10 protein-coding genes are annotated in these 13,960 nt (G+C 72.4%); 4 read left to right on the forward strand and 6 right to left on the reverse strand.

Translation table 11 applies throughout. The features are described from left to right. The first annotated feature begins 128 nt into the window (after nt 1–128). Nucleotides 129–1,214 carry a MerR family transcriptional regulator gene (locus tag ACFZDJ_RS04255; RefSeq protein ID WP_391055983.1) on the forward strand — a complete coding sequence of 362 codons (1,086 nt, stop codon included), beginning with the start codon at nt 129–131 and terminating at the stop codon, nt 1,212–1,214. 1 nt (nt 1,215) lies between these two features. Here the strand turns inward: ACFZDJ_RS04255 and ACFZDJ_RS04260 are convergent, their stop codons facing one another. The 5 genes from ACFZDJ_RS04260 to ACFZDJ_RS04280 all read right to left on the reverse strand — a co-directional run bounded on the left by ACFZDJ_RS04260 (nt 1,216) and on the right by ACFZDJ_RS04280 (nt 5,990). Further along, nucleotides 1,216–2,439: an MAB_1171c family putative transporter gene (locus ACFZDJ_RS04260; protein WP_390927608.1), complete on the reverse strand. Its 1,224-nt coding sequence runs from the start codon at nt 2,437–2,439 to the stop codon at nt 1,216–1,218. 6 nt (nt 2,440–2,445) lie between these two features. Continuing rightward, entirely contained in the window at nt 2,446–3,063 is a 618-nt protein-coding gene (locus tag ACFZDJ_RS04265) for a toxin-antitoxin system, toxin component (RefSeq protein ID WP_391055986.1), read from the reverse strand. Next, a complete protein-coding gene (locus ACFZDJ_RS04270) occupies nt 3,060–3,674 on the reverse strand; it encodes a transcriptional regulator (protein ID WP_390927604.1) in 615 nt (204 codons plus the stop codon). The genes ACFZDJ_RS04265 and ACFZDJ_RS04270 overlap by 4 nt, the downstream gene beginning before the upstream one ends. A 151-nt stretch (nt 3,675–3,825) precedes the next feature. Continuing rightward, nucleotides 3,826–4,266 (reverse strand): DUF6086 family protein, encoded by a 441-nt coding sequence (locus ACFZDJ_RS04275; RefSeq protein WP_391055988.1) that lies wholly within the window; start codon nt 4,264–4,266, stop codon nt 3,826–3,828. Nucleotides 4,267–4,535: 269 nt separating this feature from the next. After that, nucleotides 4,536–5,990, reverse strand: a complete 1,455-nt coding sequence (locus ACFZDJ_RS04280) for an aminotransferase class I/II-fold pyridoxal phosphate-dependent enzyme (protein ID WP_391055991.1) — start codon at nt 5,988–5,990, stop codon at nt 4,536–4,538. An 81-nt stretch (nt 5,991–6,071) separates the two neighbouring features. Here ACFZDJ_RS04280 and ACFZDJ_RS04285 point away from each other — a divergent pair, with 81 nt between their 5' ends. The 3 genes from ACFZDJ_RS04285 to ACFZDJ_RS04295 all read left to right on the forward strand — a co-directional run bounded on the left by ACFZDJ_RS04285 (nt 6,072) and on the right by ACFZDJ_RS04295 (nt 10,068). Next, nucleotides 6,072–6,821 carry a metallophosphoesterase gene (locus ACFZDJ_RS04285; RefSeq protein ID WP_390927598.1) on the forward strand — a complete coding sequence of 250 codons (750 nt, stop codon included), beginning with the start codon at nt 6,072–6,074 and terminating at the stop codon, nt 6,819–6,821. Between the two features lie 300 nt (nt 6,822–7,121). Then, complete coding sequence (locus ACFZDJ_RS04290; protein ID WP_391056826.1) at nt 7,122–8,639, forward strand: AMP-binding protein; 1,518 nt, start codon at nt 7,122–7,124, stop codon at nt 8,637–8,639. After that, nucleotides 8,632–10,068, forward strand: coding sequence for a carboxyl transferase domain-containing protein (locus ACFZDJ_RS04295; RefSeq protein ID WP_391055994.1), 1,437 nt, complete (start codon nt 8,632–8,634; stop codon nt 10,066–10,068). Before ACFZDJ_RS04290 ends, ACFZDJ_RS04295 begins: the two co-directional genes overlap by 8 nt. Nucleotides 10,069–10,199: 131 nt before the next feature. Here ACFZDJ_RS04295 and ACFZDJ_RS04300 read toward each other — a convergent pair whose 3' ends face one another. Continuing rightward, nucleotides 10,200–13,862 carry a S8 family serine peptidase gene (locus ACFZDJ_RS04300; protein ID WP_391055996.1) on the reverse strand — a complete coding sequence of 1,221 codons (3,663 nt, stop codon included), beginning with the start codon at nt 13,860–13,862 and terminating at the stop codon, nt 10,200–10,202. Nucleotides 13,863–13,960: the final 98 nt, after the last annotated feature.

The following is a 13,960-nucleotide window of genomic DNA, read 5'->3' on the forward strand; positions in this document are numbered from 1 at the left end:
CCCCGGGGAGGCTAACAACCGCGTGGGGAACTGCGGCAACCCATTTGACCTTCACCTTCGGTGAAGCCGCAGCATCGGTGGCGGAACGAGGAAAGCATGACGGGCACGACACGACCACGGGTGGGCGCATGGAGATGCTGACGATCGGGGCGTTCGCGAAGGCGTGCCGGCTTTCGCCGAAGGCGCTGCGGCTCTACGACGAGCTGGAGCTGCTGCGGCCCGCCCGGGTCGACCCGGAGACCGGGTACCGGTACTACGCGGTCGCACAGCTGGAGCGGGCACGGCTGGTGGCGTGGCTGCGCCGGATCGGGATGCCGCTGGCCCGGATCCGCCAGGTGTGCGCTCTGGACGGCGCGTCCGCCGCCCGCGAGATCCGCGCCTACTGGGCGCAGGTCGAGGCCGCGACCGCCGGCCGGCGGGAGCTCGTGACGTTCCTCGTGGATCACCTCTCGTACACATCGCACACGTCGAGGAAGGACACCACCATGCTCGAACTCCGATACTCCGCACTTTCCGACACCGGTCTGGTCCGCCCGGCCAACCAGGACACGGCCCACGCCGGCGCCCACGTCCTCGCCGTGGCCGACGGCTTCGGCACGAGCGGCGCGCCCGCCAGTACGGCGGCCGTGGAGGCCCTGAAGTCCCTGGACGGCGAACCCCTTCCGGGCGGGAGCGTCCTCAACCTTCTGGAGGACGCGGTGCGGGGGGCCGCGCGGGCCGTCCAGGACGCCGCACCGGGCAAGGACGACGGCACCACCCTCACCGCCATGGTGTGGACCGGATCCCAGCTCGGGCTGGTCCACATCGGCGACTCCCGCGCCTATCTGCTGCGCGACGGCGAGCTGTTCCGGATCACGCACGACCACACCATGGTCCAGTCGATGATCGACGAGGGCCGGCTCACTCCGGAGGAGGCCACCGTCCATCCCCAACGCGCCCTGCTGCTGAAGGCGCTCACCGGCGCCGCCGACACCGTCGTACCCGATCTGCGGCTGTGCGACGCCCTGCCCGGGGATCGCTACCTGCTCTGCTCGGACGGGCTCTGCACCGTCGTGCCGGACGAGGAGGTCCGCCAACTGCTGGACTCGGCCCCGGCTCCCGACGCGGCGGTACGGTCCCTCGTCGAAGCCGCGATCGACGGCGGCGGGCCCGACAACGTGAGCTGCGTGGTGGCGGACGTGGTGGAGGCCGACGGGGGTCACGGGCTCGGCTGACTCAGGGTGAGGCGGGCACGCTCTGCGCCGCGACGGCCGCGGCCTCGCGTACCGCCCTGATGTCGGCGGGGTGGCGCAGCGCCCGGGACACGGCATCGATCTCCGCCAGCAGGTTCTCCGTGTCCGGCGTGTGGAGGGACGCGGCGGCGTCGTCCTGGCGGGTGCGCTGCCTGGTCGCGATGGCGTCCTGGATGGTCACGGCGTGGGCGAGGGCCCCCGCCCGGCCGGACTCGAAGCCGAGGCCGAGGGCGGCGTCGTACGCCTTCCGCCGGAGGTCCTCGTCGATGAACCGGGACAGGTGCAGCAGCGCGTCCCGGATGAACGTCTCACGGCGCGTCAGGCGCAGCTCGGGGGTGGCACGGAGTCTGAAGGGGACGCGTCCGCCGCCTGTGACGGTCCCCATCAGGCGGTACAGGGGGCGCAGGTGCCAGTGGCCGAGCCGGGTGCGAACCCGGCGATGCAGATACTGGCCGGTGTGCGGAAGGATGAAGCCGACCGCGATGAGGATCGCGGAGAGCGAGGCGACCGGCGGGGCGAGCCCGGTGCTCAGCCAGTCGAGGTCGTGGCCGGTCCAGCGGGCGACGACGGCGGAGAACTTGGAACCGTCGTAGAGCAGGTTCATCGCGTAGCCGACGCCGAGGAACTTCAGACCGCCGCGCAGCCAGACGTCGAGTCCGCCGGTGCGGATCCAGTTCCAGATCAGCTTGGACGTGATCAGGGCGGCCGCGGTGTGCGCGAGCAGGTAGAGCACGATCTCTTCGCGCATGAAGGGGGTGTTGGCGTAGTACGTGTCGAGGTCCCGTATCCGCTCGACGGGGACGTCGGCGAGCGCGAACAGCACCCACAGCGCGACGATCACGCTCGTGTAGACGGTGACCACCCAGCGGGTGGCGCGGCGGGTGGCGCCGGAGCGGTCGGAGATGCCGTTGCGCCATGCGGTGATCATGAGCAGGCAGGCGCCGCAGAACGCGGTGATCAGGCTGTAGACCAGCGGGGCCGCGATGTTCGGTACGCCGGTGACGCGGTTGGTCCAGGCGATGGTCGCCGGTGCCGCGAAGACGAAGACGCCGCAGGCGAGGACGAGCAGGCCGCCGACGGCACGCAGCAGCGGGTCCTTCCACAGCTTGACGATGCTGGGCAGTTTGACCGCCAGCGCGGCGGTGAGGACGGCCGTCGGGATCCAGAAGGAGATGTAGAGCCCGGCGAAGAAGCGGGAAGGATTCATCGCCGGTCAGTCCTGGGGTCCGCGGTAGCCCAGGGAGGCCTGGATGGCCTGTCCGACCGGGTCGACGGGGTCGACGGGGCCCTTCGTACGCGGGCCGGTCACCCAGGAGCGGAAGACGCTGGCGAGGTGCAGGCCGAAGTCCTCCGCCTCGGCCTCGTCGGCCTCGTGCGAGCCGTTGCGGGCGGCGACGGTGAGCGCGATCTCCTGCCAGCTGGGGTCGTCCGACAGCGCGCCGGCGGCGGCCGCCGCACCCGCGTAGTGGTGATGGGAGTGGGAGTGCCCCGCCATCATGTGCCACAACTCGTGTCCGAGAATGACGAGTTGCTGCACCGTCTCGGCGCGCTCCTCGACGATGACGAGGTCGAAGTCGTGGAACTCCATCCACAGACCCGTGACTTCGATCTCGTCGGGGAAGCGCTCGAAGCGGAGCTGGATGGGGCGGTCGTCGCGGCGCCGGCTCATCTCCTGGCAGAGGGCTTCGGCCAACTCCCGTACGTCCACGGGCGCGTCGAGTCGCTTCTTCAGCGCGCGGGTGAGCTCGACGGCGAGGCCATGCATCTCGGAGTCGACCCGGCGGGAGAGCAGTGCGGCAGCGCGCTTCCACACGGTGTGGAAAGGCCTCATCGATCCACCTCCTCGCTCTCGCCGCTCAGCAGACCCTCCAGCATGAGCGCGAGCGCCTCCTGCTTGCGGGGCGTCAGCCGCCGGCCCCGCAGGGCGAGCGTGACGACTCCGTGCTTGAGCGTGAACCTGAGCAGCGGCCCGTCCTCGGCGCCGCCCTCCAGCTCACCGACGACGCGCTGAAGTGCGCCGTTCAGGACGACGGGGGCCGGATCGGTGAAGAACTTCGTGCCCTCCTCGATCCGGAAGAACTCCGCGAGCCGGGTGAGGTCGGGCACGTTCGGCATCTTGTCGCCGTTGAGCAGGCTGCGGGCCCATTTGTCACTGATGCCGAGCCGCCCGGCGACGTCCCGGCACACATCGGCGGGCCGCTTCCCGCTCTCGTCGAGATACGCCTCGTACAGCGCGCGGACGCGTCCCCGGATCCGGTCGTCGACCTTGTCGTCAAGCACCCCCGCGCCATCGAGGAGCGCCCGGACCTCCCCCTCGGCCAGGGCCGTTCTTCTCGACAACTCCCGCACGTCGAGGAACTCCCCGCGATCGAGGCCTTTCTCGGCGAGGTGCGCGTCGAGACGCGCGAGTGTCTCGTGAAGAGGAGGCAGCGACGCACTCACCCATGCACTCCCGGCAGTTGATCCGTCAAATTGTCACGCTGTGGGGCCGAGACTACGGTCCCCGGCGGGGCCCGCGCCATGCTTTCCGAACGATCGTTCCCGATTCAAGAACGATCGCTCCCGTGCGGCGGAAGAACCGGAATCGCCCCGATCAACGGGACATGAAGCGACCCAATTCTCGTGACCTCTCCCGCAGTCGTGACTCCCAGGCACCGCCTTCCGGCGGGGCGGACATCCCGGTGAGCGCGGAGATCTGCACATTCTCCGGCGGGCCGTCCGGAGCGGCACCGAGCCGTGCCCAGTCCACGACGACCCCGCCACGCTCCGCGAGGACCAGCACCGTGGCGACAAAGCCTTCGGAGAGGGCCAGCATGACGGCGTGACTCGTTCTTCGATGCCGTGCCAGCAGCGCGTCGACGAAGACCGCGAAGGTGTCCCGGTCGATCCGGCTCTCGTCGTTCACCATCGGCCCGATGCCCGACGGGAGTTCCAGCTCCGCTTCGAAGAGGGCCACTTGACGCAGAAACAACCGGGACGCCCCGTTGGAGGGATTCCAGAGGGTCGCGTCATCCATGTCGTAGTCCTGGCTCATGCCGGCTCCTCGTTCCGTAGCGGCGAGCCAGCGTAATCAGCCCCGGGCGATGCCGTCGCGGCGGACACCTTGTCCACGGTGAGCCGCGGCGGAGCCCGAGGTCCGCGAGGAGCGCCGGCGTACGACGGCCGGCGCCGCCTCGGACAGTCCCAGCAGATCCGCGAGCCCGGGAGGCGCCGATACCTCGCCCGCGCGCACGCGCCTCTGTCCACGCGGCACGCGAGTTCGCCGCAAGACCGTCTGGGCCGGCTGGGCCGGCTGGGCCGGCTTCAAGGTCGCGGCACCCGCCGGTCCGGAGCACCCGGGTCGGCGAAGAACTCCGCCAGGACACCGCACAGCGCGTCGAGCGCCGCCGGGTATCCGCGTTCCGGCGGGGCGGCGAACCCGATCAACAGGCCGCCCGGGCGGTCGGCGGTGGGGGTGTGGTGGAGTTCCGTGAGACCGCGCAGGGCCAGGCCGCGGGTGGCGCAGGTGGTCAGGAGGGCGGTCTCGGTGGGGCCGTCGGGCGGCAGCGTGACCAGGGTGTGCAGTCCGGCGGGGACGCCGTGGGCGGTGAGGCCGGGGAAGGCGGAGACTCTGTCGATCAGGAGCTCGCGGCGTCGACGGTAGCGCAGGCGGGCGGCGCGGATGTGACGGTCGTACGCGTGCGTGGCGATCACGTCCGCCAGGACCAGCTGGCCCAACGTCTCGGAGTACTGGTCGGCCTCCTCCTTGGCCCGGACGAACGGCGCCACCAGGTCCGACGGCAGGACCGACCAGGCCAGGCGAAGGGCGGGGCCGAGCGTCTTGGACGTCGTACCGCAGTACACGACGTGGTCGGGAGCCAGACTCTGGAGCGCGCTCACCGGGTGGCGGTCGTAGCGGAACTCGCCGTCGTAGTCGTCCTCGACCATCAGCCCGCCGGTGGCGCGCGCCCAGGCGGAGACGGCCTGGCGGCGGCTGGGGTGCAGCGGCACTCCGGTCGGGTAGTGGTGCGAGGGGGTGAGGAAGACCGTGTGGGTGGGTGCGTCCAGGGCGGTGACGTCCGCGCCGTGCGCGTCGACCGGCAGCGGGTAGGTGGTGAGGCCCGAGCGGCGGACGGTCTCGCGGTAGAAATTGTGTCCCGGATCCTCGACGGCCGCGACGGCTCGGCCCTGTGCCGACAGGACCCGGCAGAGCAGCCGCACTGCCTGGTAGTAGCCGGAGGTGATCACGATGCGGTCCGGGGTGGTGAGCACACCGCGGGTGCGGCCCAGGTAGTCGGCGAGTGCGGTGCGCAGTTCGATACGGCCCTGGGGATCGCCGGCGCCGAACGCCTCGGGGCGGGCCCGGTCGAGGACGCGGCGCGTGGCGGCGAGCCAGACCCGGGTCGGGAACGCGCCGAGGTCGGGACGGCCGGGGCGCAAGTCGTGTGCCGGGGAAGGAGTACCAGTGGCTGCGGGCGGTGTGTACGGCGGGAGGTGGGACTGCACGTCCGCGACCCTCGTCGCCGCTCCCGGCCTGGTGGTCACATAGCCCTGCTCGGCGAGCTGGTCGTAGGCGGCACTCACGGTGCCGCGCGAGAGGCCAAGTTCCCGCGCGAGGCCCCGCGTCGACGGCAGAGGGGTCCCAGTGCTCAGCCGGCCGGATCGGATCGCCTCGCGCAGGGCGGCTTCGAGGCGGCTGCGGCGACCGCCCTCCGCACCGAGGTCGAGATGCAGGTCGACGTGACCGCCCGGCCGCGAACTGGTCCAGTTTTCGGGCATGGGACTGGATCTTAAGTCTGGTCCGGAGGGTTCCTAGGGTCGGTCCCGGCACGGAAACACGACCCCCGAAAGGACCTCATCGTGATCGTGATCGCGCACGTCAGCGACCTCCACATCGACAGCGGGCAGCGCAGCGTCGAGCGTGCCCGTGCCGTCATGTCGTATCTGGAAGACCTGCCCTACGACCTGGATGCCGTTCTCGTCACGGGGGACATCGCCGACCACGGGCTGCCCTCCGAGTATGAGCGGGTCGGCCGGCTCCTCGCCTCCCGGCATCCGGTCCGCCTCTGCCCGGGCAACCATGACGAACGCGCCGCGTTCCGAACGCATCTACTCGGGCTGCCGTCCGCGCCAGGCCCCGTCAACCAGGTCCACCACGCGCCCGGTCTCGTGCTCGCCCTGTGCGACTCCTCGGTGCCGGGCAAGGACCACGGCCACCTCGACGACGAAACCCTGACCTGGCTGGACGGCGTACTGACGGACGCCACGGCTCCGGTCCTGGTCGCCTTCCACCACCCCCCGGCCACGCTCAACATGCCGTACGTGGACGGCATCCGTCTCTTCGACGAGCACCGCCTCGCCGAACTGGCCGCCCGCCACCCCCACCTCACCGCCTTCCTGACCGGCCACGCCCACACCCCGGCGGCCACCACCTTCGCCGGCCGTCCGCTCCTGGTCGCCCCGGGCGTCGTCTCCACCAGCCGCCTCCCGTGGGAACACCGTGCCCACCCGGACGATCACGTCCACCTGGACCTGCCGCCCGCGCTCGCGTTCCACGTTCTGGACGAGGAGGGACGGCTGACCACCCACTACCGGAGCGTCGTGATGTGACCTTCTCCCCACCATCCGGGCCACATGGCAGGGCACGATCTCCGGATCGGTGAGACGGGTACGGGGTGCGGGGTGGGGCTCGCGTGGCTGGCGTCCGGGGCACGGGAGGGCGTACGGCTGTTCGGCGTGGAGCGCGACGCCGAGCGGGCCCGGGTCGCGGCCGAGGTCTTCGCCGACCAGGTCGAGGGCGTCATCGGGGTGAGCGCGGCGGCGGGTTTCCCTCGGGCTGGTGTAGGAACGGTGGTGACTGTCACCGGCAGCACGTCCTCCAGCAGGTCCCTACGGCAAGGAGTACCCCGCGTGTCCTCCCTCTTCCCCGCCCTGGTCAGCGGTTCGACCGCACGGCGGCCCGCCCTGCGTTTCGGCGACCGGTCCCTGACGTACGCGGAGCTCGCCGCCTCGGCGGGTGCGCTGGCCGCGCGGCTCGACGGCCGGGAGAGGGTCGCCGTGTGGGCGACGCCGTCCCTGGAGACCGCCGTCGGGGTCGTCGCCGCGCTGCTCGCCGGGGTGCCCGCCGTGCCGCTCAACCCCAAGTCGGGGGAGGGCGAACTGGGGCACATTCTGGGCGACAGCGCGCCGTCGCTGGTGCTGGCCGAGCCGGGCGTCGAACTCCCCTCGCCCGTGAGCGACTTGGAGCGCGTCGACGTCCAGGTGGGTGCGGCCGGTCAGGAAACCCCCGCACTCCCCGGCACCGAACCGGACGACCCCGCCGCCCCCGCCCTCGTCGTCTACACCTCCGGCACCACCGGCCCGCCCAAGGGTGCCGTCATCCCGCGACGCGCCATCGCCTCGACCCTGGACGCGCTGGCCGACGCCTGGCAGTGGACCGGCGACGACGTGCTCGTGCACGGGCTGCCGCTCTTCCATGTGCACGGGCTGATCCTGGGCATCCTCGGCCCGCTGCGGCGCGGCGCGGCGGTGCGGCATCTGGGCAGGTTCAGCGCGGAGGGCGTGACGCGGGAGCTGGGCACGGGCGCGACGATGCTGTTCGGGGTGCCGACGATGTACCACCGGCTCGCCGAGGCGCTGGTCGAGGACACCGAACTGGCCAAGGCGCTCGGCGGGGCGCGGCTGCTCGTGTCCGGTTCCGCCGCGCTGCCGGTGCACGACCACGAGCGGATCACGGCCGCGACCGGACGCCGGGTCGTCGAGCGGTACGGCATGACCGAGACCCTCATGAACACCAGCGTGCGGGTGGACGGGGAACCCCGGCCCGGCACCGTCGGAGTGCCGCTGCCCGGCGTCGACGTGCGGCTCGTCGAGGAGGACGGGACGACGATCGCCTCGTACGACGCCGACGGCACTCCCACCGGTACGTATGACGGCGAGACCGTCGGCGAGATCCAGGTCCGGGGGCCGAACCTCTTCACCGAGTACCTGAACCGGCCCGACGCGACCGCCGCCGCGTTCACCGAGGACGGCTGGTTCCGCACTGGCGACATGGCGGTCGTCGACCCCGACGGCGCGGTACGCATCGTCGGCCGCAAGGCCACCGACCTGATCAAGAGCGGCGGCTACAAGATCGGCGCCGGGGAGATCGAGAACGCGCTGCTTGAGCATCCGGCCGTGCGCGAGGCCGCCGTCACCGGTGAGCCCGACGAGGACCTGGGCGAGCGGATCGTGGCCTGGATCGTCCCCGCCGATCCCGACGCCCCGCCCGCCGCCGAGGAGTTGGCCGACCACGTGGCCCGCCGCCTCGCCCCGCACAAACGCCCGCGGACCGTGCGCTTCCTCACGTCGCTGCCGCGCAACGACATGGGCAAGATTCTCAAGCGAGCCCTCCCCGACGCCGTCGCAAAGGCCCCGAAGCATGACTGAGCGTTTCTCCGCCCGCGAGGCCATCGCCCTGGCCGGCGATGACTTCCGTGAACTGCCCGTGCCCATGCGGGTGTTCAAGCCGGACGGTCCGTTGTCCTGGCAGGGGTACGACGACTCGCGCCGCCGCGCCGTCACCCGTACCGGCGAGGACGAGTCCGTCGTCTGCGGCACCTCGGTCATCGGTGGCACCCGCGCCGTACTGATCGCCTTCGAGTTCGGCTACCTCGGCGGCTCGCTCGGCGAACGCACCGGCGACCGCGTCGAGGCGGCCTACACCCACGCCCGTGAGCACCGCCTGCCGGTCGTCTCGCTCGTCGCGACGGGTGGCAGCCGGATGCAGGAGGGCATGCTCGCGCTCACCCAGCTCCAGCGCGTGGCACGGCAGTCGGCGCTCGCCAGGGAGGCGGGGCTGCCGCAGATCGCCGTGCTGCGGGATCCGACGACGGGCGGCGGCTGGGCGACGCTGGGCGCGGGCGCCGACGTGACCCTGGCGCTGCCCGGCTCCCAGGTCGGCTTCGCCGGCTCCCGGGTCCGCCCGCCCGGCGCGGACCCGGCGGCGTACACGGCCGAGGCCCAGGTGGCGGCGGGCGCGGTGGACGCCGTCGTACGGGAGGAGGAGCTGCGGGAGACACTGGCGCTGTGGCTGGCCCTGCTGACCGCACCCGCGGCCGAAGCCGGGGGCGAGGTCGAGCCCGAACCAAAGTCCGAGCCCGACTCCAAGTCCGACTCCAAGTCCGACTCCAAGTCCGAGCCCGAGGTCGAGGTCGAGCCCGTCCCTCCGCCGCCCGCCCTCGGCGCCCCCGGCCTCCCCGCCACCGGCTGGGACGCCGTCCGGCACGCCCGCTCCCCCGAACGCCCCCGGGCCGCCGCCTACCTGGACGCCTACTTCTCGCGCCGCGCCGCGATCAGCGGCGACCGTTGCGGCGGCAGCGACGACGGCATGCTGTGCGGGTTCGGTTCCGGACCCGCGGGGCGGACCGTGGCGTACGCCGCCCAGTGCGGGACCGCGACCCGCCCCGCCGGATACCGCACCGCCGCCCGGCTGATCCGGCTCGCCGGCCGGCTCGGCGTCCCCGTACTGACGCTGGTGGACACCCCGGGCGCCGCCAACGACGCTCAGGCCGAGCGGCAGGGCGCGGGCTCGGCGATCGCGGACCTGTTCGCCGCGGTGGCCACCGCCCGTACGCCCGTCACCACCCTGGTGATCGGCGAGGGCGGCTCGGGCGGCGCGCTCGCGCTGGCCGCACCCGGCAACACCTGGGCCACGCCGGACAGTTACTTCTCCGTTATCGCGCCGGAGCTCGCGGCCGCGATCCTCAAGCGCCCGGCGAGCGAGGTGCACGCCACGGCGGACCAACTCCGCATCCGGCCACAGGACCTGGTGGAACTGGGCGTGGTCCGGGGCATCGTGGAGCCCGCGGGGCGCTGAGCGTGCCCGTCCTGGAGCCCGCGGGACGCTGAGCGTGCCACCCAGCGCAGTGAACCGAAGCCAAGCGGCGGCGCCGGCTCCCCCCTCCCCAGGGGAACCGGCGCCGCCCGTTCGCAGAGGACGGAGGCGGGCTACCGTACCCCCACCGCCCGGACGACCTCCTGGCTCACCGAGCCGCCCCGGTCGTCCCGTGCCGAGGCCCGCAGGGAGATGAACTCCGCGCCGCGCGGCACGCTCAACGTCCCCTTCCAGGACGCCGCGCCGCCACCGCCCGACAGCGGGACCGTCTGCCACGACTTCCCGTCGTCGTAGGACACCTCCAGCTTCCCGCCCCCGATGGTCCCGGTGCCGGGCGCGCCCTTGACGTACTCGGCGTGGATCCCCACCGGCACCCGGCCGCCGCCGCGCACCGCGCCCGCCAGGTCGGTGTCGATGTCGTAGCCGAGGTTGATGAGCGGCAGGAACGTCCAGCGGTCCGCGGGCGTGGCCGCCGAGCGGAGGGTCCACTCGGCGTGGCCCTTGGTGGACAGGGTCCAGCGGTCGGGGTCGAGGGTGGTGTCCGTGACGACCTTGTAGGTGTGCTCGTCGGCGGGCGCGTCCCACACGTAGGCGCCGGAGCTCTTGCGCCGGTCGACCAGGGTGCCGTCCTGGTACACGGACGTGAACTGGGTCATTCCGGTGTCGTCGCTCCACACGTCGCCGAAGCCCGTGTGGTCGGGCCCGGAGTCGCCCCAGCCGGGCGTGTTGAACTGGATCTGGTTGCCCGCGCGCTCCTGTCCCCAGCCGAGCCCGGTGCCGAGCCACGCGTGCCAGACCGGCTTGAACCAGTTCAGCGTCGCGTGCGAGCCCCCGCGGTAGTGGACGAGCCCACTGCGCTCCTCCAGCGTGCCCGCCCCGAGGTTCACGGACTCCATCCACGTCTGTCCGGTGCCCGTGGAGACGTAGTCGGTCCGCTCGGCGGGGTAGTCGATCCGCTCCTGGAAGCCGATCCCGATGGGGAAGGCGTCGGTGACCGAGTAGCGGAACTCGCTGCCGGAGACGGGCTTGACCGCGTGGAACCTGGTGCCCAGCACGGCGAGTTCACGCGCGCCCGGTTCGTACGTCAGGTCGCCGCGCGGAATGGCCCCCTCGTGCCCTTCCGAGAGGTCGTAGACGTACGGCGTGTTGCGCGTGCCGGTCATGTCGAGATTCCCCCAAGCTCTCGACTTCGCTCGACCAGGGGGCACCCCCATGACGGCCCGCAGCCGTGCCGCGTCCGCCGCGTTCACCGTGGCGATCTGCAGCGGCCGGTCCGCGCCGTCGTCCGTGCCGAACCAGGCGTTGAGCCGCCCGGCCGCGCCGTCGGTGACGAACAGCGCCTTGGCGCCCGCGTCCTGCGCTGCCTGGGCGAGCGCGGCGGGCTCCACACCGTCGGCGAGGGTCGCGAGCACGGCCTTGCCGCTCACCCCGGTGAACGGTCCGGTCCCGACGTCCACCAGCGGCAGTTTGCTCCGGCCCTCGATCAGCGTCCCGCCCGGCTGGGCGACCGCCTCGGCGACGCCCTTCACCTCCAGCAACGGCTTCCCCAGCCGCCACACGGTCCGGTACTCGAAGGTGCCCTGGGTGACCTTCGCGGTCGGCGCGGCGAAAATGCTGTCGTACTTCACGGGCACCTGGACGGCGCCGAACTGGTCGGAACCGCCCGCGTTCCGGTCGTACTCCATGAGCAGCTGCCGGGTCTCGGTCCGCCGCTCCACCTCGGCCCGGATCTCCCGGAGCCGGCGTCCGTCGAGGGTGACCTCGCGGTCACGGTCGAGGGTGATCTCGGGCGCGGCGAGGAAGCCGAGCCCGAGCGAGTCGGCGCCGTGACTGCCGTGCACGTCGAGGAAGGAGGTCAGGCTGTACGCCCCCGGCCTGAGCCGGAGTTTCAGGGTTCCGGAGTCGTCGACCGAGGCGGGGAACGGGTCCACGCCCGCCGCGAGTTGCTGCACCGCGAGGTAGGCGGCGGTCGGCTCGCCCGCGCGGTCCTTGACGTGGACGGTGAGTGTGTACCGCTCCTCCTCCTTGACCAGCCCGAACACGGTGTGCGCGACGGGCGTGCCGCCGGCGGAGGCGACGATCTGCCCGGAGGTGTCGCCCACGGGCGCCTTCGAGCCGTCGCCCGTCACGGTCGTCGACGCGCTGCCGTGCGCGGGCACGGTGAGCATGGAGTCGGCGAGGGTGGCCACCCCGTCGGCGGCGCCCCGCACGGCGAGGCTCAACTCGACCGCCGCGCCGGACGAGTTGGTGTAGGTGACGGTCTTCGTGACGGGCTGGTTCGCCTCGTACGGCCAGCTGTAGAAACCGAGATCGGCGCTCCCGGTGGCGGTGACCCTCGCGTCGATCGCGTCCGGCACACTCACCCGGCCCGAGCCCAGCACATAGGCGGACGCGTCGAGTTGCTTCGACGTCGACATCAGGGCGTCCTTGAGCTGGGCGCCGGTCCAGTCGGGGTGCTTCTCGGCGAGCAGGGCGGCCACACCGGCGACGTGCGGCGTCGCCATCGACGTACCGCTCATGGAGGTGTAGTAGCCACTGCCGGCGACGAGCTGGGAGCGGGCGGCGAGGATGTCGACGCCGGGTGCGGACAGGTCGGGCTTGAGGGCGTTGTCGCCGTAGCGCGGTCCTGCGCTGGTGAAGTAGGCGGCCTGGTCGGCGGAGTCCACCGCGCCGACGGTCAGCGCGGCGTCGGCGGCGCCGGGCGAGCCGATGGAGGAGGGGGCGCCGGTGTTGCCCGCGGCGACGACGAAGAGGGCGCCGGTCTCCTTGGACAGCGTGTTCACCGCCTGCGCCATGGGATCCGTACCGTCACTCGCCTCGGTCGAGCCGAGGCTCATGGAGATCACCTTGGCGTGCACGTCCCGCGCGGCCCACTCCATGCCCGCGATGATCTCCGAGTCGCTGCCCGAGCCCTCGTCGCTGAGGACCTTGCCGACGGCGAGCGTCGCGTCGGGCGCGACCCCCCGCTCCTTGCCGTCGGACGCGGCGCCGCTGCCGCCGACCGTGGACGTCGTGTGCGTGCCGTGCCCGTTGCGGTCGGCGACCTCCTGCCCGTCGATGAAGCTCTTGCTGACGGAGACCCGTCCGGCCAGGTCGGGATGGTCGGCGTCCACCCCCGTGTCGAGCACGGCGACCGTGACGCCCTTCCCGGTGAGCCCGGCCTCCCAGGCCTGCGGGGTGCCGATCTGGGCATTGCTCTCGGCCAGGTCGGCGTGCACGCGCCCGTCGAGCCAGACCTTGTCGACCGTCCCGCCCTGCCGGGTGAGGGACTGCCAGAAGGTGCGCCCCTTGTCGGCGGCGACGGCGGCGCCCCGGATACTGGGCAGCGCGCGCTTCTGCTCGGCCCCGCGCAAAGCGGCCGCGCGCGCCCCCTTCCCGTACGTCACGATCAGCGGCAGCTCGGCCGTCTTCCCGTCGGTGAGCCCCTGCCGTATCAGCTCGCTCACGTCGAACAGCCGCCGGTCGAGGGTGCCCGCCCGCAGATAGGGCAGCGCCTCGTCCGGTACGACGGTCACGGCGCCGTTCGTCACCTGGGTGCGGACCGCCCCCGTGGCCTCACGGGGCCGCTCGACCGTGACCGTCTTCTTTCCGGCGCCGAGGTCGGTGACGGTCACCTTGTCGCCGGTGACGAGAGTGACGGTGTGGGTGACGGAGGCGGTGCGCGTCGGGGCCGGGGCGGCCGCCTCGGCCGCGCCCGCCAGCCCCGTGGGCAGTACGGCGAGCACGAGCCCGGCGGACAGCAGGGCCGCCCCCCGTCTGACTGGTCCTCTGGTCATGGATGACCTCTCCTCGTCGGCACGTGGTGGCTCCGGTGCTGCGAAGAGTTTCGGGGGGCCGGTGGTGCGCGGGAGTTGACGGAACCTGGCGAGAAACT

Origin of the sequence: Streptomyces sp. NPDC007896 (genome assembly GCF_042959425.1) — a bacterium.
In the GTDB taxonomy this organism is placed as follows: Bacteria; Actinomycetota; Actinomycetes; order Streptomycetales; family Streptomycetaceae; genus Streptomyces.

What these genes read in the sequence shown, in the direction of transcription:
- ACFZDJ_RS04255 (WP_391055983.1), top strand. Translation starts at nt 129, where the DNA reads ATGGAGATGCTGACGATCGGGGCGTTCGCGAAGGCGTGCCGGCTTTCG.
- ACFZDJ_RS04295 (WP_391055994.1), top strand. Translation starts at nt 8,632, where the DNA reads ATGACTGAGCGTTTCTCCGCCCGCGAGGCCATCGCCCTGGCCGGCGAT.
- ACFZDJ_RS04280 (WP_391055991.1), bottom strand. Translation starts at nt 5,990, where the DNA reads ATGCCCGAAAACTGGACCAGTTCGCGGCCGGGCGGTCACGTCGACCTG.
- ACFZDJ_RS04300 (WP_391055996.1), bottom strand. Translation starts at nt 13,862, where the DNA reads ATGACCAGAGGACCAGTCAGACGGGGGGCGGCCCTGCTGTCCGCCGGG.
- ACFZDJ_RS04275 (WP_391055988.1), bottom strand. Translation starts at nt 4,266, where the DNA reads ATGAGCCAGGACTACGACATGGATGACGCGACCCTCTGGAATCCCTCC.
- ACFZDJ_RS04260 (WP_390927608.1), bottom strand. Translation starts at nt 2,439, where the DNA reads ATGAATCCTTCCCGCTTCTTCGCCGGGCTCTACATCTCCTTCTGGATC.
- ACFZDJ_RS04265 (WP_391055986.1), bottom strand. Translation starts at nt 3,063, where the DNA reads ATGAGGCCTTTCCACACCGTGTGGAAGCGCGCTGCCGCACTGCTCTCC.